We start from the raw sequence: 20749 nt of genomic DNA, 5'->3' as shown, positions 1-20749 counted from the left end.
GGCCCGACCCGCGCGCGCCCGCCCCGCACGCCCGACCGGTACACCCACCCCGCCCGGGGAGGCCGCCCGCCTCCCCGGGCTCGCGCATGCCCGCGGCCACCCGCTCCCCCACGTACGCACCGGGCGTATGCACCGCACGTATACACCGCACGTATACATCGTGCGTATACACCGCATGTATAGTCCTCGGCATGTCCATCGGTCACACCCTCCTCGGCCTCCTGGAGGCCGGCCCGCGCCACGGCTACGACCTCAAGCGCGCCTTCGACGAGAAATTCGGCCACGACCGCCCCCTCGCCTACGGACAGGTCTACTCGACCATGTCCCGCCTCCTGAAGAACGGCCTCGTCGAGGTCGACGGCATAGAGAGCGGCGGCGGCCCCGAACGCAAGCGGTACGCCATCACCGACGCCGGGATCACCGACGTCGAGACCTGGCTCGCCCAGCCCGAGAAGCCCGAGCCCTACCTCCAGACCACCCTGTACACCAAGGTCGTCCTCGCGCTGCTCACCGGCCGCGGTGCGGACGAGCTCCTGGACACCCAGCGCGCCGAGCACCTGCGGCTGATGCGCATCCTCACCCAGCGCAAGCGCAAGGGTGACCTCGCCGACCAGCTGGTCTGCGACCACGCCCTGTTCCACCTGGAGGCCGACCTCCGGTGGCTGGAACTGACCGCCGCCCGCCTCGACCAGCTCGCCCGGGAGGTACGCCGATGACCCCGGCCGGAACCCTTCTCTCCGCCACTGGCCTGCACAAGGTCTACGGACCCACCAAGGCGCTCGACGGCGCCGGGTTCTCCATCCACCCCGGCGAGGTCGTCGCCGTCATGGGCCCCTCCGGCTCCGGCAAGTCGACCCTGCTGCACTGCCTCGCCGGGATCGTCCCGCCCGACTCCGGCACCATCACCTACGCCGGCCGCGAGCTCTCCGCCATGAACGACGCCGAACGCAGCGCCCTGCGCCGCAGCGAGTTCGGCTTCGTCTTCCAGTTCGGCCAGCTCGTCCCCGAACTGACCTGCGTGGAGAACGTCGCCCTGCCCCTGCGCCTGACCGGCGTCAAGCGCAAGCAGGCCGAGCGCAGCGCGCTGGAGTGGATGGAACGCCTCCAGGTCGAGGACCTCGGCGCCAAGCGCCCCGGTGAGGTCAGCGGCGGCCAGGGCCAGCGCGTCGCCGTGGCCCGGGCCCTGGTCACCCGGCCCCGGGTGATCTTCGCCGACGAGCCCACCGGCGCCCTGGACTCCCTCAACGGCGAACTGGTGATGCAGCTGCTCACCGAGGCCGCCCGCTCCGCGAACGCCGCCGTCGTCCTCGTCACCCACGAGACCCGCGTGGCCGCCTACTCCGACCGCGAGATCGTCGTGCGCGACGGCAAGTCCCGCGACATGGAGCGGATCGTATGAGCTCGTCCACGGTGTGGATCCGCGATCTGGCCATGGGGGTCCGCTTCGCCTTCGGCGGCGGCCGCGAGGGCTGGACGCGCACCGCGCTCACCGGCCTCGGCATCGGCCTCGGCGTCGCGCTCCTGCTGATCAGCACCGCCATCCCCAGCGCCCTGGCCGCCCGCGGCGAGCGGGGGGAGGCCCGCTTCCCGGTGAGCACCGGCGGCGAACTCGCGCCGGGCCCGGACACCCTGCTGATGGCCGGGGCCAACATGACGTACCGCGACCGGGACATCGACGGCCGGCTGGTGCGCGCCGAGGGGCCCCGCGCGCCCGTGCCGCCCGGCCTCGCCTCCCTGCCGAAGCCCGGCGAGATGGCCGTCTCCCCCGCCCTGCGCGAGCTCCTCGCCTCCGGTCAGCACCCGCTGCTGCAAGAGCGGTTCGAGCGGTGGAAGCCCACCCAGACCATCGGTGACGCCGGCCTGACCGGCCCCGGCGACCTGTACTTCTACGCCGGCTCGGCGGACCTCCACCGGACGGGCCCCCAGGACTACGCCACCCAGCGGGTCAACGCCTTCAACCAGGAGATCGCGCGCCAGAAGCTCGATCCGGTGCTGCTGCTCCTGATCGTCCTGACCTTCGTCGCCCTGCTCCTGCCGGTCGCCGTGTTCATCGCCACCGCCGTCCGCTTCGGCGGCGAGCGCCGCGACCGGCGGCTCGCCGCCCTGCGCCTGGTGGGCGCCGACAGCCGGATGGTCCGCCGGATCGCCGCCGGCGAGGCGCTGGCCGGGTCCGTGGTCGGCCTCGGACTCGGGGCGGTGTTCTTCCTGCTGGGACGGACCCTCGTGGGCTCGCTCACCCTGGGCGGACGGAGCGTCTTCCCCGCCGACCTGAACCCCACCCCGTGGCTGGCCCTGCTGGTCGCCTGCGCGGTGCCCGCCGCCGCCGTGGGCGTGACCCTGTTCGCGCTGCGCGGCGTGGTCATCGAACCGCTCGGTGTCGTACGCACGGCCAAGCCGCGCAAGCGGCGCATCTGGTGGCGGCTGCTGCTGCCCCTCGCCGGACTGGGACTGCTGGCCCCGCTGACGGGCCGCGGCAACGACCACGGCAGGTTCAACACCTGGCAGGTCAGCGGCGGCGTGGTGCTGCTGCTGATCGGCATCACCGCACTGCTGCCCTGGCTGCTGGAGCGGCTGGTCGGCGCGATCTCGGGCGGCCCGGTCTCCTGGCAGCTGGCCGTGCGCCGGCTCCAGGTCGACAGCGGCGGCGCCGCGCGGCTGGCCAACGGGATCGCGGTGGCGGTCGCCGGGGCCATCGCCCTCCAGATGACCTTCGCCGGAGCCGAGGGCAGCTACACCAAGGACACCGGCCAGGACCCGGGGCGTGCCACGATCTCGATCCTGGTGCCCAGCGGCCACGAGGCCGGCGCCGACTCCGTCGCCCGGCAGGTGGCCGCGGCCCCGGGGATCGTCCGGACCGTCCCGGTCACCGGTTTCTCCGCCGCCCGCGCGCCGAAGACCGACGGCGACGACATCACCGTCACCGTCGGCACCTGCGAGGCGCTCGCCGAACTCGCCCGGCTCGACGGCTGCGCGGACGGCGACGCCTTCGCCCTGAACACCGCCGCCGGCACCCCCGACCCCGGCGCCACGGCCCGGCCGGGAGAGCGCCTCTACGGGGGCAACGTGCACGGCTTCGCGGGGATCGACGGGGCCCCCGCCGAAGCCCCGGTCGCCTTCACCTTCCCCGCCGGGGCGCGCACCGCGACCCCCCGCGAGGACCCGACCGGCAACCTCCGCAGCGGGCTGCTGCTGACCCCGTCGGCCGCCCCGAAGGGGCTCGGGTTCTCGCAGAGCGCGCAGATCTACGTCCAGGTCGACGAGAGCCGCCCGGACGGCCTGGACCGGGCCCGTACCGCGGCGTTCAAGGCCGATCCGCTCGCGACCGCGATGACCCTGAAGCAGAGCGGGCGCGACGGCAACTTCTCGGCCGTGCGCACCGGACTGTTCTTCGGCGCCGCCGGGGTCATGATCCTGATCGGCAGCAGCCTGCTGGTCTCCCAGCTGGAGCAACTGCGCGAACGCCGCCGGCTGCTGTCGGCCCTGGTCGCCTTCGGGACGAAGCGTTCGACGCTGAGCGTGTCGGTGCTGTGGCAGACGGCCCTGCCCATCGGCCTGGGCCTGGGGCTCGCCACCGGCATCGGAGTGGCGCTGGGCTCGGTGCTGCTGCGGATGGCGAACCAGCCCGTCCGGATCGACTGGGCCTCGGTGCTGGCGATGACCGGCGTCGGCGGGGGCGTGGTCGCCCTGGTGACCCTGCTCAGCCTGCCGCCGCTGCTGCGCCTGATGCGCCCGGAGGGCCTGCGCACGGAGTGACCCGGCGTCGGCCCGTGCGCCCGCTCCCCATACGGTCCGCCGCTAGTCGGTGGGCCACACCGGGAGCGGGCGTACGGCTTCGCGCAGGGCGGCGGCGATGGCCCGAAACTCCTCCGCCCGGGCCGTCCCGGTCCGCATGGCCAGGGCGATCCGCCGCGAGGGGGCGGGCTCGGCGAAGTACCCGGTGGCCAGGTGCTCGTTGCGGGCGGTCTCCAGCCGCAGCGCGGTGCGCGGCAGCAGCGTCACCCCGAGTCCCCCGGCGACCAGCTGTACGAGCGTGGAGAGTCCGGCGGCGGTGGTGGTGACGTCCGCCCCGGCGGTGCGGCCCGCCTCCCGGCAGATGTCCAGGGCCTGGTCGCGCAGGCAGTGCCCCTCGTCGAGCAACAGCAGCTGGAGCCCCCGCAGTTCGTCGCGCGGGATGTCCCGGCGCCCGGCCAGCGGGTGCTCGCGCGGGGCCAGCAGGACGAAGTCCTCGTCGAAGACCGGCAGTTCGGTGATCCCGGGCATCCCCAGCGGCACCGCGAGCAGCAGCAGGTCCAGCCGGCCGCCGGACAGCCCCTCCAGCAGCGTGGCCGTCTGCTCCTCGTGCACCTGGAGGTCCATGCGCGGGTAGCGCCGGTGGAAGAGCCCGAGGACGGTCGGCAGCAGGTACGGGGCCACGGTGGGGATCACCCCGAGCCGCAGCACCCCGGTGAAGGGGGCCCGTACCGCCTCGGCCTCCTCCAGCAGGCCGCCCATCGCGTCGAGCACGCCGCGCGCCCGCAGGGCGATCCGCTCGCCCGCCGGGGAGAGCAGCACCTTGCGGGTGGTGCGCTCCAGCAGCCGCACCCCGAGCGCCTCCTCCAGCGCCGAGACGGCCCCCGAGAGCGCCGGCTGGCTCATGCCGATCGCCGCGGCGGCGTCGCGGAAGTGCAGGTGCTCCGCGACCGCCGCGAACGCGCGCAACTGCGCCAGCGTCGGCTGCCTGGCCTGCCTCGCCTGCTTCACCTGGTTCGGTCCCCTACTACCGACAGCCACTGATAGGTACCTCCGATCACCCGGTATCAGAGTAGCTATTTCCGTAATCAATGCAGCTGTGCCAGCATGTGAGATCCGTCCAACCCCCTTGGAAAGCCCCCAAAAAGGCCACTTTCCAGATCGCAAGGAGAGCACGTGCTCACTGTCGGTGACAAGTTCCCCAGCTACGATCTGACCGCTTGCGTCTCGCTCGAAGCCGGCAGCGAGTTCGCCCAGATCGACCACAAGACCTACGAGGGCAAGTGGCGCGTGGTGTTCTTCTGGCCGAAGGACTTCACCTTCGTCTGCCCGACCGAGATCGCCGCCTTCGGCAAGCTGAACGACGAGTTCCTCGACCGTGACGCCCAGATCCTCGGTGTCTCCGGCGACTCCGAGTTCGTCCACCACGCCTGGCGCAAGGACCACGCCGACCTGCGTGACCTGCCCTTCCCGATGCTGGCCGACTCCAAGCACGAGCTCATGCAGGCCTGTGGCGTGCAGGGCGAGGACGGCTTCGCGCAGCGCGCGGTCTTCATCGTCGACCAGAACAACGAGATCCAGTTCACGATGGTGACCGCCGGTTCCGTGGGCCGTAACCCCAAGGAGGTCCTGCGGGTCCTCGACGCCCTGCAGACCGACGAGCTGTGCCCCTGCAACTGGACCAAGGGCGAGGGCACCCTGGACGCCGGCGCCCTGCTGGCCGGTGAGTGACGCATGTCCCTCGACTCCCTCAAGTCCGCCGTCCCGGACTTCGCCAAGGACCTGAAGCTGAACCTCGGTTCGGTCATCGGCAACCAGGACAAGCTCTCGCAGCAGCAGCTGTGGGGCACCGTCCTGGCCTGCGCGATCGCCGCCCGCTCCCCGCGCGTCCTGCGTGAGCTGGAGCCCGAGGCGAAGGCGAACCTGTCGCCGGAGGCATACACGGCGGCCAAGTCCGCGGCCGCCGTCATGGCGATGAACAACGTCTTCTACCGCACCCGCCACCTGCTCTCCGACCCGGAGTACGGCACGCTGCGCGCGGGCCTGCGGATGAACGTCATCGGCAATCCGGGCGTGGAGAAGATCGACTTCGAGCTGTGGTCGCTCGCGGTCTCCGCGGTCAACGGCTGCGGCCAGTGCCTGGACTCGCACGAGCAGGTCCTGCGCAAGGCCGGTGTCGACCGCGAGACGGTCCAGGAGGCCTTCAAGATCGCCTCGGTGATCCAGGCCGTGGCCGTCACCCTCGACGCCGAAGCGGCCCTGGCCGCCGAGTAGTCACCCGTACGGGCATCAGGGCCCCCGCAGCCTCACCGGCCGCGGGGGCCCCGCGCGTTCACCGGTGCAGCCGGGCCATCAGCGCCCGGACGTCCTCGATCATGGCCGCCGCGACGGCGTCCTCGTCCCACGAGCCGTTGCCGAAGGACTGCAGGGCGAGCGTGAAGACCGCCCCGCCGTCGAGCACCTGGAGCTGGGGCGCCACCACGTGCCGGGTGAACAGCGCCCGTTCCCCCAGCCCGGGCACCTCCTGCACCTCGGCGGAGCCGCCCGCGCGCAGCTCCGGGTCCAGCCCGGTGCCCACTCCGAAGACCGCCTCCGGGTCGTCCCGACGGTGCAGTTCGACGAGCAGCCGGCCCTGGACGGAGCCGCCGTTCTCGCTCCACTCGGTGCCGAGCCCGCAGTACGACCAGTCCAGCGCGGCGCTCTCGGCGTGGGTGGGGCGGCCGGAGTCGAAGGTGCCCAGGAGTTTGCCGAGGGTGGCCAGCGGCGCCTCCCGGCACAGGTTCTCGGCCTGCCGGTACGCGACCGGGGGCGCGGAACCGCCGAAACGTTCCTGCACAGCCAGGGTCCCGGCCCATACGGCGGAGGCCGCCAGCGCCCCGCCCAGTGCCCACCACCACCGGCCCCGGGGGCCGCGCTCGCCGGACCGCGCCCGCCGGACGGGCTCCGCGTCCCCCGCCGGCTCCCCCGGCTGCCCGGGCCGGCCCGCTTCGAGCTCAGGCTCGCTGATCATCCCCGGCCTCCCGCCCGGACTCCGGGCCGCCCGCCGGCTCGGCCACCGTCAGGGCCGTGGCCCCGTGCGGCGAGGGACCGCTCCCGACGGGCCCGCCCGGGTGCAGCTCGCGCGCGTGGGCCCGCAGGTAGCCGACCACCGTGTTGGTGACGGCGACCAGCGGCACCGCCACCACCGCACCGCCGATGCCGGCGATCAGGCCGCCGGCCGCCACCGACAGCACCACCGCGAGCGGGTGGACCCGTACCGCGCGGCCCAGGATGAAGGGCTGGAGCACGTGCCCCTCGATCTGCTGCACCGCCAGCACCACCAGGAGCACCATCAGCGCGATGAACGGACCCTGCGTCACCAGCGCCACGACCACCGCCAGGGCCCCGGAGACCACGGCGCCGACCAGCGGGATGAAGGCGAACAGGAAGATGAACACGGCCAGCGGGACGGCCATGGTCACGTCGAGGAAGTACAGCCCGAGGCCGATGAAGACGGCGTCGATGAGCGCGACGAGCACCGTCCCGCGCACGTACGCGGTCAGCGTGCGCCAGGCGCGCGGGCCGGCGCCGGCCAGGCCCGGGCGGGCGGCGGCCGGGACCAGGCCGAGCACCCAGTGCCAGATGCGCTTGCCGTCGTAGAGCAGGAAGAGCGTGGAGAACATCGCGAGCAGCATGCCCGTCAGCACCTCGACGAGGACCGTCACGCCCTGGAGTCCGGCGGAGGTGATCTCCTCGGTGTTGGTGCCGATCGTCTCGCTGAGGTTCTTCGCGATGTCGTTGATCTGCTTCTCGGTCACATGGAACGGACTGTCCAGTGCCCAGGTCTTCAGCTCGTTGATGCCCTCGCGCAGCCGGTTGGAGAGGTCGTCGAGGTTCTCCATCACCTGCCAGACCACGAACCAGCCCACGAGTCCGATGACGACGAAGCCGAGGATCGCGGTGACGGCGGTGGCCAGTCCGCGCGGCAGCCCGAGCCTGCGCAGCCGGACCACGAAGGGCTGGAGCAGCGCGGTCACCAGCAGGGCGGCGGCGAAGGCGAGGACGACCAGGCGCACTTCGCTGATCACCTTCATCAGCACCCAGAGCATCCCGGCGAGGAGCAGCAGCCGCCAGCTGGCCTCGGCGGCGACGCGCATGCCCCACGGGATGACGGTCACCGGATCGGGCCGGGCGGGCGCCGCCGGGCGCCCGGGCGCCGGTACGGGGGCCCGCTCCTCGGCGGCCGCGACGACGGGCTCCGCGGGGTGTGCGGCGGCCTCCGCCTCGACCTCGGCCCGCCGTTCGTCGAGGCGCGCCTCCATCCGGCTCAGTCTGCTGCCGAGCCGGCCGAGCCAGCCTGCCCTCTTCGCCATGTCGTTCCCTTCCCCCGCCGTACGATCGCCACGCACGACCGTACACGCGCGGAGCCCCGCACCGTAGAACGGTGCGGGGCTCCGGGGGCCGGAGCGGCCGGGGCCGCTTCCGGTACGGCTAGTACCAGCCGTTGGCCTGGTGGAAGCTCCAGGCGCTGCACGGGCTGCCGTAGCGCTCGTTCATGTAGCCCAGGCCCCACTTGATCTGCGTGGCCGGGTTGGTGCGCCAGTCCGAGCCGGCCGAGGCCATCTTGGAACCGGGGAGCGCCTGGACCAGGCCGTAGGCGCCCGAGGAGGAGTTGACCGCCTGGTAGTTCCAGGTGGATTCCTCGTTGATGATGTTGGAGAAGCACTGGAACTGGCCCGACGGGACCAGCTGCTGCGCGATGGCCTTGACCTGGGAGACCGTGTAGGAACCCTGGAGGGGGAAGTCACCGGCGTCGCGGGTGGCGGACCGGCTGGCGACCTCGTCCTTCTGCTCGCGCTCCTTCTTCGCCTTCGCCTCGGCCTCGTCCTTCTTGGCCTGCTCCGCCTTCTCGGCGTCGGCCTTCTTGGACTTGGCGTCCTCGGCGGCCTGGAGGCGCGCCGATTCCTCCGCCGAACGCTTGGCGTCGGTGTCGGCGGCGTGGGCGATGGCGTCGGCCTGCTGCGTCAGGGACGCGCTCTGGACCTGGGCCTGCTCGCCGACCGGAATCTCGGTGAGCAGACTCGCACCGGACGCGGTGGTCTCGAGATCGTTCGAGGAGGCGGCGTCGCCAGTGGCGACGCCGACGACTGCGCCGACGGTGGTGACCGCGGTGGCCGAAGCCACTGCGAACCCCCGGACCGAAATCCGGCTCACACGGTGTCCTTCCAGCAGCGTCCGCAGTGACCGCGCGGCGCGAGAGTGCCCCTCGACACTGGTCTCCGTGGAGGTGCGGTCACTGGAGACACGGGCCCGTGGGCAACTCCCCTGCGGGGGCTGCCACGTGAAACCGGGCGGCATACGGACATCGGCTGTGGAGTTGTGGTGCTGCGCGTATCCCAACGGGAGATACAGGTGTGCCGTATGCGGGGCCTGACGGAAAACAGACTCTGCCGGACCCCGACGCCAGAGGGCAATTCTGCGTTGCGTGGGAAAGGTCACACCTGGTAAGACGCCGCTCTTTTCGGCAAACCCCTGTGCAGCACGGCGCCGCCCGGCTAGGCTCCTGGGCCTTTGCCGGGCGGCGCCAACTCACCTTCCCGCTATGGGGTTTTTGACCCTTTCGGGCCCGGTGGGCGATCGGTGCCGGTCAGAGCGTTTCGAGCATTTCGGTGACCAGCGCGGCGATCGGGGAGCGTTCGGAGCGCGTCAGCGTGACGTGGGCGAAGAGCGGATGCCCCTTCAGCTTCTCAACGACCGCGACCACTCCGTCGTACCGGCCGACCCGCAGGTTGTCCCGCTGGGCCACGTCGTGGGTGAGGACCACCCGCGAGTTGGCCCCGATCCTGGACAGGACGGTCAGCAGGACGTTGCGCTCCAGCGACTGGGCCTCGTCCACGATCACGAAGGCGTCGTGCAGTGAGCGCCCGCGGATGTGCGTGAGCGGCAGGACCTCCAGCATCCCGCGACCCAGCACCTCCTCGATGACCTCGCGCCCGGCCACCGCCGAGAGGGTGTCGAAGACCGCCTGCGCCCAGGGGCTCATCTTCTCGGCGGCGTCGCCCGGCAGGTAGCCGAGGTCCTGCCCGCCCACCGCGTACAGCGGCCGGAAGACCATCACCTTCTGGTGCTGCCTGCGCTCCAGGACGGCCTCCAGGCCCGCGCACAGGGCCAGCGCCGACTTGCCGGTGCCCGCCCGGCCGCCCATCGAGAGGATCCCGATGTCCGGGTCGAGCAGCAGGTCGAGGGCGATGCGCTGCTCGGCGCTGCGGCCGTGCAGTCCGAAGGCCTCGCGGTCGCCCTTCACGAGCCGCACGTTCCCGTCGGGGGTGACCCGGCCCAGGGCCTTGCCGCGCTCGGACTGGATGACCAGTCCGGTGTGCACGGGCAGTTCCGCGGCCTCCGGTACGTAGAGGCGCTCCTCGGAGTAGAGGAGGTCCACCTGCTCCCCGGAGAGGGAGAGCTCGCTCATGCCGGTCCAGCCGGCGCCGGTGATCGCGAGCTCCGCGCGGTACTCCTCCGCCAGCAGCCCCACGGAGGAGGCCTTGATGCGCAGGGGAAGGTCCTTCGAGACGACCGTGACGTCGTAGCCCTCGGCCTGGAGGTTGCGGGCCACCGCGAGGATCCGCGAGTCGTTGTCCCCCAGCCGGAAGCCGGCGGGCAGGACGCCCGGGTCGGAGTGGTTGAGCTCGACGCGCAGCGTGCCGCCCAGATCGCCCAGCGGGATGGGGGCGTCGAGACGTCCGTACCGCACCCGGAAGTCGTCGAGCAGGCGCAGGGCCTGGCGCGCGAAGTAACCGAGTTCGGGATGGTGCCTCTTTGCCTCCAGCTCGGTGATCACCACGATCGGGAGCACGACCTCGTGCTCGTCGAACCGGGAGAACGCGTTGGGGTCTGCCAGCAGGACGCTGGTGTCGAGGACGTAGGTCCGCCTGTCGGGCAGGCGGCGCTTTGTGCTGGTCACCACGGAAGGACGTACCCCCTCGGAAGAGGTCGGGCCATGAAGACCGGACCGGTCATCGGCACCCATGCCAGGGCCGAATTCCGGCCCTCCAATCCGTCCGTGCGAACCGCACGCGCGTCCTGGTGCAAAGGGCCTCCCGGGCGGACGGCCCTGTGCCGTCCGCTGAGATTCGACACCCGTGGATCGGGCGTCGACCTGCCAGGGTTATGCCCTCGAACAAGCGCCGCCATGCCATGGCATATGACGGACGCTCGGTGAATCCCTGGTGAAGGCTTCGCGAGGGGTACGGGAGGGGCCGAGGGGGCGTCAGAACCCCGGGATCAGGTGCCGTAGCGCCGGTGCCGGGCCTCGTAGTCGCGCAGGGCCCGGAGGAAGTCGACCTTGCGGAAGGCCGGCCAGAAGACCTCGCAGAAGTAGTACTCCGAGTGCGCGCTCTGCCACAGCATGAATCCGGACAGCCGCTGCTCGCCGCTGGTGCGGATCACCAGGTCGGGGTCGGGCTGGCCGCGGGTGTAGAGGTGCTCCGCGATGTGGTCGATGTCCAGGACCTCGGCGAGCTCCTCGAAGGAGGTGCCCTTCTCGGCGTGCTCCAGGAGCAGCGAGCGGACCGCGTCCGCGATCTCCTGGCGGCCGCCGTAGCCCACGGCCACGTTGACCAGTATCCCGTCGACGTCGTGCGTGGCCTGCTCGGCCTCCTTGAGCACGGTCTGGGTCCGGGTGGGCAGGATGTCCAGGTTGCCGACGTGGTGGACGCGCCAGCGGCCGTCCTCGGCGAGGCCCCGGACGGTGTTCTCGATGATGTTCAGCAGGGGCCGGAGCTCGACCTCCGGCCGGTCCAGGTTGTCCGTGGAGAGCATCCACAGCGTGACGACCTCGACGTCCGTCTCGGTGCACCAGCCCAGCATCTCGGAGATCTTGTCGGCGCCGGCCTGGTGGCCCTGCTCCGTGGTGCCTCCGGACGCCTTGGCCCAGCGCCGGTTCCCGTCCAGGATGACGCCGATGTGCTTGGGCGACGCGTCATGGTCGAGGCGGCCTTCCACCCGGCGTGCGTAGAGCCTGTACACCAGGTCGCGCAGCTTCACGATCTTCCAGCCCCTCCGTGCGATGCCCCCGTGCGGATTGCGGTCTCCCCCGAGGCCGCCACATTACTGCGCGGCGGGATCCGGTACCCAACTCGGCCGGTCACAAGTCCGTGATAGGGAGGACATCGTGACTGATAACAATCCCTATCGGGCAGAGCCCTCGCGCTACGACTCCATGCAGTACCGGCGCACCGGCCGCAGCGGCCTCAAGCTTCCGGCCATCTCCCTCGGCCTCTGGCACAACTTCGGTGACGACAAGTCCCTGGAGTCCCAGCGGGCCATCCTCCGCCGCGCCTTCGACCTCGGCGTGACCCACTTCGACCTGGCCAACAACTACGGGCCGCCCCCCGGCTCGGCCGAGCTCAACTTCGGCAAGCTCTTCGCGCAGGACTTCGCGCCGTACCGCGAGGAGCTGGTGCTCTCCACCAAGGCCGGGTACCTGATGCACCCCGGCCCGTACGGCGAATGGGGCAGCCGCAAGTACCTCCTCGGCTCGCTCGACGCCTCGCTGAAGCGGATGGGCGTGGACTACGTCGACATCTTCTACTCGCACCGCTTCGACCCCGAGACCCCGCTCGAGGAGACCATGGGCGCGCTCGCGTCCGCCGTCCGGCAGGGCAAGGCGCTCTACGTCGGCGTGTCCTCGTACACGGCGGAGCAGACGGCCGAGGCGGCGCGGATCCTGCGCGAGATGGGGGTGCGGCCGCTGATCCACCAGCCCTCGTACTCCATGATCAACCGCTGGACGGAGGAGGACGGGCTGCTGGACACCCTGGAGGAGGCCGGCATGGGCTGCATCTCCTTCGCGCCGCTCGCGCAGGGCCTGCTGACCGGCAAGTACCTCAAGGGGATCCCGGAGGGCTCGCGGGCCACCCAGGGCAAGTCCCTCAACCCCGACCTGCTCTCCGACGACGTGCTGCGCCGCCTCGCCGGCCTGAACGACATCGCCGTGCGGCGCGGGCAGTCGCTGGCGCAGCTGGCCCTGACCTGGGTGCTGCGCGACGAGCGGATGACCTCCGCGCTGATCGGCGCGTCGAGCGTGAAGCAGCTGGAGGAGAACGTGGCCGCGCTGTCCGGAGCGCCGCTGTCCGAGGAGGAGCTGAGGGAGATCGACTCCTTCGCCGTCTCCACCCCCGGCACCAACATCTGGGCCCAGCGCGGCTGACCTGCGCTTTTGGCCGAGGGGGGCGGAAAACAAAAAACGGGCCGGTCCGTGGGGGGGATACGGACCGGCCCGAGGGGGGGGGGTTCCACCATAACCCTTCGTAAAGCGTGATGCGTGCATCGCCGCGAAACGATTACGCTCCGAATCCGCCCAGCAGCACTCCGGTGAGGGCCCCGGCCGCCATGAAGGGGCCGAAGGCGAACCCCGTCGACCGGGTCGCCCGGCCGCGCAGCACCAGGCCGAGGCCGTACAGGGCCCCGTAGAGCAGGCCCAGGAAGGCCCCGGCGGCCCATACCCCCCACCCGTACCACCCAAGAGCGACCCCCAGGGGGAGCGCCAGCTTGACGTCGCCGAGGCCCATCCCGGCTGGGTTGACCACGAACAGCACCAGGTACGCCGCCCCGAGCGCGCCCCCGCCCAGCAGCGCCGCCCGCCAGGACCCGGCGGCGCCGGGCAGCAGCGCGGCCGCGCCGAGCAGCGCGGCGGTGGCGGCGGCCAGCGGCAGGGTCAGCACGTCGGGCAGCCGGTGCACGGCGAGGTCGACGAGGGCCAGCAGCACGAGGGCCGGGGCGAGCGCGACGAAGGCCGCCGCCTCCGGGCGCGGCCCCACGGCGGCGGCGAGCGCCCCGCAGACGGCCCCCGAGGCCGCCCAGGCCCCGGCGGGCCCGTAGCGGCGCCCCCGGCAGCGGGCGGGGCCGAGCCACCCCGCGATCGGGTGCCCCTCGGGGCACCGCTCCCGCCACGGCTCGCCCGCGTCGACGGACAGCCGGTACGCGGCGCGCGGCAGCCCCAGCAGCCCGGCGGCGGCGCCGTACGCGACGGCGAGGAGGACGATCACGGCGTGGCCCATCCGCCGAAGGTAGACCCCGCCACCCCGCTCCCGCCGGGGGTTCCGGGGGGTTCCCGGGGGCTCCCGGGGGTCGAGGGCCGGGGGGCCGAAGGCCTAGGGTGGCCGCCATGACGCGGTGGGTGGACGGTCAGGGGATCCTCACGGTCGGCGCGGTGGCGGTTCCGCTGGAGGTCGCGGCCTCCTACCGGGCCCGTACGCGCGGCCTGCTGGGGCGGGACGACATCGAGGGGGCGCTGCTGCTGACCCCGGCGGCGAGCGTCCACACCTTCCGGATGCGCTTCCCCATCGACGTGGCCCACCTGGACCGGAGCCTGCGGGTCCGCGCCGTGGTGACCATGCCCCCGGGGCGGCTGGGCCTGCCCCGCCCGCTGTCCCGGCACGTACTGGAGGCGCGGGCGGGCGCGATGGCCGGCTGGGGCCTGCGCCCGGGGATGCTCGTCGGGATCCGGCCGCTGTAGCCGGGCGGGGCGGCCCCGGGGCGGCCGGGCGGGGCCGTCGGTGCGGGGCTCCCGAGGCCGTCCCTAGGTACTGGGGCGCGCGGGCGGTAGGTTGGGGCGGTTGAGCTGGGCGCGCAGGGGAGCGGCATGACGGAGAACGCGCGGATCAAGGCGCTGGAGCAGATCATGCCGGCGACGCACGGCGCCGACGAGGACATCGACTGGCAGGCGGCCGAGGCCGTCTGGGGGACCCGTTTCCCGGCCGACTTCGTGGCGTTCATGGGGCGCTTCGGCGCCGGGTCCATCAACGGCGAGGCCAGCATCCTGCTGCCGCTGCCCAAGCCGGGCCTGCAGTGGGAGCCGGCGGAGATGGCCGAGGAGACGGCCAACGCCCGCCAGGTGTGGGAGGCCGAGGGCGGCCGGGCCGCCTTCGACGTGGACCCGGAGGCGATCGTCGCCTGGGGCGTCACCGGCGGCTCCGACATCCTGTGCTGGCTCACCACCGACCCCGACCCGGACCGGTGGCCGGTCCTCGTCGTCGGGCGGCACACCGCCGACTCCTTCGCGGTGTACCCGTACGGCATGGCCGAATTCCTGCTGCTGCTGTGCTCCGACGAGTTCGACATGAGCCCGGTCGGCATCACGTTCTGGGACGGCGGCCACCTCAGCTTCGTGCACTGGCGCAAGGCGCAGCGCCGCTGGCAGGAGGGTCGCAACCCGGAGACGGGCGAGCCCGACCCCTACGCCGGCGAGTTCGCCGACTAGCCCGGCGCCCCTCCGTACGGCCCCCGCACTCCCCTCAGCCCGTTTCCGGCCGGAAACGGGCTTTTCGGCATGTCTACGCGCGTCCGATTTGTGGATCACATATCGGAAAACACCAGACGGAAATCCCCCACTTGGAGCATTGACCACACCTTCTACCCCCATGCAATCAATCCCCCTGCCCTCGGGAGAGAATTCCGGCCAACGGGCCCACGGTGGGACACCCCGGCCCGGAGCAACCCATAAGTAATAACCGGTCTCAAAAGAAAATCAGGGGTATCCACCCGTGCGACGAAGAATGTTCGGCACGGCCGCCGCGGCGGCCGCGTTCGGCCTGTTGATACCGCTGTCAGGCTGCGGAAGCTCCGGTTCCGGGGCGTCCGGCAGCGGCACGCTGCGCCTGGTCGCGGCCGAATACGGGGACAGTGCGGGCAACAGTTCCAAAACCTTCTGGGACTCGGTGACGAAGGATTTCACCGCCGCCAACCCCGGTATCAAGGTCGAGGTCCAGCTGCTCCCGTGGGCCGACATCGACCGCGAAGTCTCCCGTATGGTCAAGGCCGGCAACGCGCCCGACATGGCCCTCATGGGCTCGTACTCGGACTTCGCGGCGCAGGGCAAGCTGTATTCCGCGGACGAGCTCCTGTCCATCACCGCCGAGTCGAACTTCCTCCAGCCCCTCGCGGAGGCCGGTTCCGTCGGCAACACCCTCTACGGGCTGCCCTTCGTGGCGAGCAGCCGCCTCCTCTTCTACAACGACGCCCTCTTCAAGCAGGCCGGCGTCAGCGCGCCGAAGACCTGGTCGGACCTGAAGGCCGCGGCCAAGGCCCTCAAGGACAAGGGCGTGAAGTTCCCCTACGCGCTGCCGCTGGGCCCCGAGGAGGCCCACGCGGAGGCGCTGATCTGGGAGCTGAGCAACGGCGGCGGCTACGCCGACAGCAGCGGCAACTACGCCCTGGCCTCCGACCAGAACATCGCGACGTTCCGCTGGCTCAAGGACCAGCTGGTGGCCCCCGGTCTGACGGGCCCGACGCCGCCCTCGCAGCTCAACCGCGCGGACGCCTTCGCCGCCTTCCTGCGCGGCGAGGTCGGCATGCTCAACGGCTACCCCTCGCTCGCCCACGAGGCGCGCGCCCGGGGCATCCAGGTGGGCACGGTGTCCATGCCGGTCTCCGACAGCCTCGGCGCGGGCGAGACCCCGCCGACCGTGGGCGTCGCCGACTGGATGATGGGGTTCAAGCAGAACGGCAAGCGCGCCGAGATCGGCAAGTTCCTCGACTTCGTCTACTCGGACAAGAACCTGTCGGCCTTCGCGGACCGCTACCACCTGCTGCCCTCGACGGTCTCGGCCACCCGAACCCCTTCGGGCGGCGGCATCGACAGGAACGACGAGCAGTTCCTGACCGCCCTGCGCGGCGCCCAGCTGTACCCGGTCAACGACCCGTCCTGGGTGATGGTCAGCGACACCATCAAGCGCGGCATCGGCCGGGCCGTGGAGCCCGGCGGCGACCCCAAGGCCATCCTGGAGGAGATGTCCACGAAGGCCGAGCAGGCCGGAAAGAAGCACTGAAGGCCTCCCCTCCCGGGACCTTCGCCTCCCTGCCGCGCCCCATCCCGTACGGCAGGATGACCGTGACGGCCTCGATCCGAGGTCACGGCCCGGTCGCCCGCCGAGCACCCACAAGGTGCCCGGGGCGGCAGGCCTCCCCGCCCGCCCCTCCCGCTAGTGCTGCGTCCCGTGCTCCGAGGAGAACGCCGTGCGGTACTGCTCGCAGCTGGAATCCCAGCGCAGGGTGCCCGTCAGCGTCCCGTAACCGGTGCGGGTGAGCGACCACTCCACCGTGTACTCACCGGTGTCGCAGGCGATCCGCTCTCCCCCAGCGACCTTCTGACGTCCCGTCGCCGGCTGCCCGGACAGCTCCTTGCGCACCTCCCCCGCCTTGGCCCGCCTGCCGTCGCGCAGCACCGCGTGCACCACGATCGGGTGCTTGCCGTCCTTGGTGGTCAGGGCCTTCTTCACGAGCGTCGAGTCGGAGACCGCCCACGCGAACTCGTACGAGGGCTCCCACGCCAGCGTCTTCGGGTCGGGCGCCTGCCGCTCCCACTCCGGCGCGCCCGCGGGGCCGGGCCGGGTCACCGTCTTGTACTGCACCCCCGGGTGGAAGCGGAGCTGCCCCTCCAGCTTGTGCATGTCGTCCTTGGTCCACATCGACTTCATCGCCTTCTCGTCCCCGGACGGGTCCTGGAGGTAGGCCGTGCCCTGGGCGGCGGTGGCGGCGCTCTGCCCGAGGGCGGGGGCCAGGGCCGCGGTGGCGACGGCCGCGAGGCCGAGGGCGAGGGTGCGGGTGCGGTTCATGCCCGGCCCAACGGGCCCTCCCGGCGCGCCGGAACGACGCCGCGCGCGCGTTCACCCGTAAGGAGCGGGTCCGCCGCGCACAGGTGACACCCTCGCGGATCCGGCGGGAATACCATCCCACCGGCTCCGTGGGCTGCCCACGGGGCGGCGCCGCGGCCGCGCGGCCCCGCTCAGGCCTGGCCGGTCTCGAAGCGGCTGACGCGCCCGTCGGGGGTGACGTCGAACCGCCAGGCGGTGCGCATCTCGCCCCAGGTGTCGTTGCGGTAGTCGACGACCAGGGCGCGGCCCCCGTCGGCTTCGGAGGCGACCGCCATGTGGCCGCCGGAGGAGAAGATCTCCCGCTCGGCCCAGTCCGCGACGTCGCGGTCGGAGCCGTCGTCGGACATGGTCGCGCCGGGGGTCAGGACCGCCTGGAAGGCGGCCTTGTCCCCGGCGTTGACGGCCTGGACGAAGGCGCGGACGGCCGGGTCGGTCAGCTGGGCCGGGTCGATCACGGGGGCTCCTGGGGGGTGCGTGCGGACGGCGCCGCGCGGGGACGGCGCTGCGTGCGCGACCAGCGAACACCGCGCGCGGGGCCCGGGCAAGCACCGTCACCCGTTCGTCCCCGCCCGCCCCCGACGGCGCGTCAGGGGGTGGTGCGGACGGGGAAGCCGGTCGGGCGGCCCTGGTCCGCCAGCCAGGACAGCACCTGGTCGAGGGCGGCGACGCTCTGGCTGCGGTCGCCGCCGCCGTCGTGGAAGAGCACCGTCGGGCCGTTGCCGATCTCGCGTTTGACGACGGCGACGATGGCGGCGGTGCCGGGCCTGCCGAAGTCCTTGGTGTCGACGTTCCAGCCCAGCGGGCGCATCCCGTGGGCGGCGGCCAGGCGGCGGCTGTCCGGGGTGAACGCCCCGCCGGGCGCCCGGTAGTACTCGACCTTCGCGCCGCCGCCGGCGGCCTCCTCTATCTGCTTCTTCGCGTCGAGTATCTGCGCCTCCTGGTAGGCGACGGGCTTCTTGTCCATGGCCGTGTCGTGGGAGGTGGTGTGGTCGCAGAGGCGGTGTCCGGCCGCGACGACCTTCTTGACGAGGCCGGGGTGGGCCGCGGCCTGCGGGCCGATCATGCAGAAGGTCGCCTTCACGCCGTGGCGGGCCAGGACGTCGAGGACCTGGGGGGTCCAGCGCGGGTCGGGGCCGTCGTCGATGGTGATGTTGACGGCGTTCCCACCGGATTCGGAGGCGTGGGCGATCGTGTCGGGCAGCCCCGCCGGAGCGGCGGGGGCGCCCGGCCTGCCGTCGTCGCCCGTGGTGTCCCCGCTGCGGCCGGCCGCGCTCTCGGACCGGCGAGGGTGGTCGCCGTCCGTCGACACCAGGGTCGTCACGCCCCAGATGGTCGCCGCGACGGCCGCGGCGCAGGCGCCGACGGCCAACCGGGCCCGGAGGCTCTCCTTCTGCGTAGGCGTCATGTGTCCACTCCCCATCCCGTTGTGCGAGCCCTCTGACGGACAGGACGCCTTCGGACGTGGCGAAGTTCCGCTGAATTGCCCTATAAATTGCAGGTAATAAGGACTTTGGTCCTTAATCGCCCCGGGTACCCCACTCGTACGAACTCATCCCCCCGCCCTCGTCCCGCTCACCCGCCCCCCGCGCCTCACACGGCGCGGGCGCATGCCGAAGGGCCCGGCCCGGGGATCTCTCCCCGGGCCGGGCCCTTCGGTGTGCGTGCCCCCGTACGGTCGCGTACGGGTACGGAACTCAGTGCGCGAGCGAGTCCTGCGGAGCCGGCGCGGCCTTGGCGCCCTCGTCGCCGGCCTGGGCCGGACCGGCGCCCCGCAGCGGGACCTCCTTGACGAACCAGGCGAGCGCGAAGCCCAGTACGGCGATCGACGCACCGAGCAGGAACGCCGAGTGCGTACCGGCGGCCACCGCGTGCTGGTAGGCGTCGCGCACGGCCTCGGGCAGCTTCTGCAGGCTCGCCGCGTCCAGCTGGGCGGAACCGGCGGCCTTGGCGGCCTGCGGGCCGAGCCGCTCCGACATGGTGTCCGTCACCTGGGAGGTGAACAGCGAGCCCATCAGGGCCACGCCGAAGGAACCGCCGAGGGTGCGGAAGAGGGTGGCCGACGAGGAGGCGACGCCCATGTCCTTCATGTCGACGCTGTTCTGCGCGACGAGCATGGTGATCTGCATCAGGAAGCCGAGCCCGGCGCCGAGGACGGCCATGTAGAGGCCGGAGACCAGGCGCGAGGTGCCGGTGTCCATGGAGGCGAGCAGGAAGAGCCCGATGACCATCAGCGCGCCGCCGAGGATCGGGAAGATCTTGTACTTGCCGGTGCTGGTGGTGACGCGGCCCGCGACGAGCGAGATGACCATCATCGAGAGCAGCATCGGCAGGAGCAGCAGGCCCGAGTTGGTGGCGGAGGCGCCCTGCACCGACTGCTGGAAGAGCGGCAGGTAGAGCACGCCGCCGAACATCGCGAAGCCGACCAGGAAGCCGATCACGGACATCAGGGTGAAGTTGCGGCTGCGGAAGATGTGCAGCGGCATGACCGGCTCGGCGGCCCTGGTCTCGACGAAGAGGAAGGCGGCGAGGGAGAGCACGCCGGTGACGATCAGACCGATGATCTCCGCGGAACCCCAGGCGTACTCGGTGCCGCCCCAGGTCGTCACGAGGACGGTCGAGGTGATCGCGACGGTGAGCAGGGCGGCGCCCAGGTAGTCGATCTTCCCCTTGGCCTTCTTCTTGGGAAGGTGCAGCACGGCGGTGACCATCGCGAGGGCGACGGCGCCGAGCGGGAGGTTGATGTAGAAGGCCCAGCGCCAGCCGAGGTGGTCGGTGATGGTGCCGCCGACGAGCGGGCCGCCGATCATGGCGAGGGCCATCACGCCGGCCATCATGCCCTGGTACTTGCCGCGCTCACGGGGCGGGATCAGGTCGCCGATGATCGCCATGACGCCGACCATCAGACCGCCGGCGCCCAGACCCTGGATCGCGCGGAAGCCGATGAGCTGACCCATGTCCTGGGCCATGCCGCTGAGGACGGAGCCGACGAGGAAGATGACGATCGAGGTGAGGAACGAGCCCTTGCGCCCGTACATGTCGCCGATCTTGCCCCAGATCGGGGTGGAGGCGGCGGTCGCCAGCGTGTAGGCGGTGACCACCCAGGAGAGGTGTTCGAGACCACCGAGCTCACCGACGATGGTGGGCATCGCGGTGCCGATGATCATGTTGTCGAGCATGGCCAGCAGCATGGCGATCATGAGCGCCATGAGGACGACGCGGACGCTGCGCGGCTTCACCTCCCCCGCGGTCCCGTCCTTCTTGACTGTCTCGCTCATGTCCACTCCCCTGGCACCCGGCACTTCTTCTTCGTATCCTTCGTGCGGCCGGGCACTTACTTGCCGCCCGGCTAGTTCACTACACTGGGGGAAGGTAGCCCCGTCACTAGCCGG

Annotated in this window: 20 protein-coding genes; 9 read left to right on the top strand and 11 right to left on the bottom strand. The window is 71.9% G+C overall.

Annotated features, from left to right (window positions below; all coding sequences use genetic code 11):
• Window positions 1–191: 191 nt before the first annotated feature.
• Genes ACFYYT_RS04965 through ACFYYT_RS04955 form a run of 3 tightly spaced genes read left to right on the top strand, consistent with a single transcriptional unit; the run spans window position 192 to window position 3753 of the window.
• Window positions 192–716 carry a PadR family transcriptional regulator gene (locus ACFYYT_RS04965; protein ID WP_351820294.1) on the top strand — a complete coding sequence of 175 codons (525 nt, stop codon included), beginning with the start codon at window positions 192–194 and terminating at the stop codon, window positions 714–716.
• Window positions 713–1399: an ABC transporter ATP-binding protein gene (locus tag ACFYYT_RS04960; protein ID WP_351820291.1), complete on the top strand. Its 687-nt coding sequence runs from the start codon at window positions 713–715 to the stop codon at window positions 1397–1399. Before ACFYYT_RS04965 ends, ACFYYT_RS04960 begins: the two co-directional genes overlap by 4 nt.
• On the top strand, window positions 1396–3753 hold the full coding sequence (locus ACFYYT_RS04955; RefSeq protein ID WP_351820288.1) for an FtsX-like permease family protein: 2358 nt from the start codon (window positions 1396–1398) through the stop codon (window positions 3751–3753). Before ACFYYT_RS04960 ends, ACFYYT_RS04955 begins: the two co-directional genes overlap by 4 nt.
• Before the next feature lie 42 nt (window positions 3754–3795).
• Here ACFYYT_RS04955 and ACFYYT_RS04950 read toward each other — a convergent pair whose 3' ends face one another.
• Complete coding sequence (locus tag ACFYYT_RS04950; protein WP_388606955.1) at window positions 3796–4770, bottom strand: hydrogen peroxide-inducible genes activator; 975 nt, start codon at window positions 4768–4770, stop codon at window positions 3796–3798.
• Between the two features lie 135 nt (window positions 4771–4905).
• On the opposite strand from ACFYYT_RS04950, the gene ACFYYT_RS04945 reads away from it, so the two are divergent.
• Entirely contained in the window at window positions 4906–5460 is a 555-nt protein-coding gene (locus tag ACFYYT_RS04945; RefSeq protein WP_351820282.1) for a peroxiredoxin, read from the top strand.
• 3 nt (window positions 5461–5463) lie between these two features.
• Window positions 5464–6003: an alkyl hydroperoxide reductase gene (locus tag ACFYYT_RS04940; protein ID WP_351820279.1), complete on the top strand. Its 540-nt coding sequence runs from the start codon at window positions 5464–5466 to the stop codon at window positions 6001–6003.
• A 58-nt stretch (window positions 6004–6061) separates the two neighbouring features.
• Here the strand turns inward: ACFYYT_RS04940 and ACFYYT_RS04935 are convergent, their stop codons facing one another.
• The 5 genes from ACFYYT_RS04935 to ACFYYT_RS04915 form a co-directional block, all read right to left on the bottom strand.
• Window positions 6062–6739 (bottom strand): hypothetical protein, encoded by a 678-nt coding sequence (locus tag ACFYYT_RS04935; protein WP_351820276.1) that lies wholly within the window; start codon window positions 6737–6739, stop codon window positions 6062–6064.
• Window positions 6723–8081, bottom strand: a complete 1359-nt coding sequence (locus ACFYYT_RS04930; RefSeq protein WP_351820273.1) for an AI-2E family transporter — start codon at window positions 8079–8081, stop codon at window positions 6723–6725. The genes ACFYYT_RS04935 and ACFYYT_RS04930 overlap by 17 nt, the downstream gene beginning before the upstream one ends.
• A gap of 118 nt (window positions 8082–8199) precedes the next feature.
• Window positions 8200–8922 (bottom strand): transglycosylase SLT domain-containing protein, encoded by a 723-nt coding sequence (locus ACFYYT_RS04925; RefSeq protein WP_351820270.1) that lies wholly within the window; start codon window positions 8920–8922, stop codon window positions 8200–8202.
• Window positions 8923–9355: 433 nt separating this feature from the next.
• Window positions 9356–10672, bottom strand: coding sequence for a PhoH family protein (locus ACFYYT_RS04920; protein WP_351820267.1), 1317 nt, complete (start codon window positions 10670–10672; stop codon window positions 9356–9358).
• A gap of 317 nt (window positions 10673–10989) precedes the next feature.
• Window positions 10990–11751 (bottom strand): isoprenyl transferase, encoded by a 762-nt coding sequence (locus ACFYYT_RS04915; RefSeq protein WP_351820264.1) that lies wholly within the window; start codon window positions 11749–11751, stop codon window positions 10990–10992.
• A 127-nt stretch (window positions 11752–11878) separates the two neighbouring features.
• Between ACFYYT_RS04915 and mgrA the strand changes: the two genes are divergently transcribed.
• Complete coding sequence (gene mgrA / locus ACFYYT_RS04910) at window positions 11879–12916, top strand: L-glyceraldehyde 3-phosphate reductase (protein WP_351820261.1); 1038 nt, start codon at window positions 11879–11881, stop codon at window positions 12914–12916.
• A gap of 133 nt (window positions 12917–13049) precedes the next feature.
• Here the strand turns inward: mgrA and ACFYYT_RS04905 are convergent, their stop codons facing one another.
• A complete protein-coding gene (locus ACFYYT_RS04905) occupies window positions 13050–13766 on the bottom strand; it encodes an A24 family peptidase (protein WP_351820258.1) in 717 nt (238 codons plus the stop codon).
• Between the two features lie 107 nt (window positions 13767–13873).
• Here ACFYYT_RS04905 and ACFYYT_RS04900 point away from each other — a divergent pair, with 107 nt between their 5' ends.
• From ACFYYT_RS04900 to ACFYYT_RS04890, 3 genes are all read left to right on the top strand, one after another.
• Window positions 13874–14224, top strand: coding sequence for a DUF192 domain-containing protein (locus tag ACFYYT_RS04900; RefSeq protein WP_351820255.1), 351 nt, complete (start codon window positions 13874–13876; stop codon window positions 14222–14224).
• 126 nt (window positions 14225–14350) lie between these two features.
• Complete coding sequence (locus ACFYYT_RS04895; protein ID WP_351820252.1) at window positions 14351–14968, top strand: SMI1/KNR4 family protein; 618 nt, start codon at window positions 14351–14353, stop codon at window positions 14966–14968.
• 295 nt (window positions 14969–15263) lie between these two features.
• Window positions 15264–16535, top strand: a complete 1272-nt coding sequence (locus tag ACFYYT_RS04890) for an extracellular solute-binding protein (RefSeq protein ID WP_351820318.1) — start codon at window positions 15264–15266, stop codon at window positions 16533–16535.
• Between the two features lie 153 nt (window positions 16536–16688).
• Here the strand turns inward: ACFYYT_RS04890 and ACFYYT_RS04885 are convergent, their stop codons facing one another.
• The 4 genes from ACFYYT_RS04885 to ACFYYT_RS04870 all read right to left on the bottom strand — a co-directional run bounded on the left by ACFYYT_RS04885 (window position 16689) and on the right by ACFYYT_RS04870 (window position 20635).
• Window positions 16689–17321: a hypothetical protein gene (locus ACFYYT_RS04885; RefSeq protein WP_351820249.1), complete on the bottom strand. Its 633-nt coding sequence runs from the start codon at window positions 17319–17321 to the stop codon at window positions 16689–16691.
• 170 nt (window positions 17322–17491) lie between these two features.
• Complete coding sequence (locus tag ACFYYT_RS04880; RefSeq protein ID WP_351820246.1) at window positions 17492–17815, bottom strand: nuclear transport factor 2 family protein; 324 nt, start codon at window positions 17813–17815, stop codon at window positions 17492–17494.
• Window positions 17816–17946: 131 nt separating this feature from the next.
• Window positions 17947–18765, bottom strand: a complete 819-nt coding sequence (locus ACFYYT_RS04875; protein WP_351820243.1) for a polysaccharide deacetylase family protein — start codon at window positions 18763–18765, stop codon at window positions 17947–17949.
• Between the two features lie 289 nt (window positions 18766–19054).
• A complete protein-coding gene (locus ACFYYT_RS04870; RefSeq protein ID WP_351820240.1) occupies window positions 19055–20635 on the bottom strand; it encodes an MDR family MFS transporter in 1581 nt (526 codons plus the stop codon).
• Window positions 20636–20749: the final 114 nt, after the last annotated feature.

The organism is Streptomyces sp. NPDC002032 (assembly GCF_042890765.1).
In the GTDB taxonomy this organism is placed as follows: Bacteria; Actinomycetota; Actinomycetes; order Streptomycetales; family Streptomycetaceae; genus Streptomyces.
This window is presented reverse-complemented; position numbering and strand designations above follow the sequence as displayed.